The organism is Nitrosomonas sp. Nm34, from assembly GCF_900113925.1.
Taxonomy (GTDB): domain Bacteria; phylum Pseudomonadota; class Gammaproteobacteria; order Burkholderiales; family Nitrosomonadaceae; genus Nitrosomonas.
In genome coordinates, this window is record NZ_FORD01000149.1 from 1 (window position 1) to 1,052 (window position 1,052).

Annotated in this window: 2 protein-coding genes; one reads left to right on the forward strand and one right to left on the reverse strand. The window is 45.2% G+C overall.

The genetic code is table 11. The annotated features are described in order from the left end of the window. On the forward strand, positions 1-664 hold a 664-nt coding region (locus BM283_RS17825), incomplete at its 5' end, for an IS630 family transposase (protein ID WP_175492231.1). 67 nt (positions 665-731) lie between these two features. Here the strand turns inward: BM283_RS17825 and BM283_RS17830 are convergent. Continuing rightward, positions 732-1,052: transposase (locus tag BM283_RS17830; RefSeq protein ID WP_139225359.1), on the reverse strand; the 321-nt coding region annotated here is incomplete at its 5' end.

The following is a 1,052-nucleotide window of genomic DNA, read 5'->3' on the forward strand; positions in this document are numbered from 1 at the left end:
CATCACCCAACTTTTATACCGCATGGGCTATGTCTATAAAAAGCCAAAGCTGGTGCCGGGTAAGGCTGATGCCGGGAAACAACGTGCCTTTGTGCAATGCTATGAAGCACTCAAGGCAAATAAAGCGCCCGAAGATCCTGTTTATTTCATGGATGCCACTCATCCCCATCATAACCCGGTAGCTGGTTACGGATGGATCAAACGCGGCCAGGATCGCGAAATTCGCACTCACACTGGCCGGCAACGCTTGAATATCAATGGCGCGATCAATACGGTCAGTCTGCAGGCCATTGTGCGCTATGATGACACTATCAATGCGCAATCGACTATCCAACTGTTTCAGCAAATCGAGGCACACCATCCCACAGCAGCCTATATTCACATTATTTGTGACAATGCACGTTATTATCGATCACAACTGATCCGTGACTATCTCAACGACTCAAAAATAAAACTGGTATTTTTGCCGCCATACGCACCCAATCTTAACTTGATTGAACGTTATTGGAAATTTTTCAAGAAGAAAATCCTGTATGGTCGCTACTATGAAACTTTTTCACTTTTCAAAAGTGCTTGCCAAGCTTTTTTTACAGCAACGGATCATTACGAAGCAGAATTACGCACATTATTAACTGATAATTTCCACATCATTGGTAGCACCTGAGTGCCGAAATTTCATGTGCGATGGGTATAGAAGGACAGGATGTATAGCAGATCTCATATAGAATGATTTAAATTTCATAAGCGGCAAAGAGCTGCTCGATGGAACACCCTTCCTTTTTTCTGATGGCTTTGGCCTGAGCCCATTTGGGTCCAATGTCATTTAAGCCCGGGGAATAAGGCGGCAGGTATTCAAGTGTATGCCCGGCATTGGCAATGGCGGTTTGGATATCCTGCCGTTTATGGAACGTTGCGTTGTCCATGACAATCACGCAAGCGGGCAGAAGTTTAGGCAAAAAGTCCTGCGTTATCCACGCATAGAAAATGTCAGCGGTGATATTGGCGATGAACAGACTTATGGTCAGCAGCGTCTTTCCGATGAGAGCGCCAAT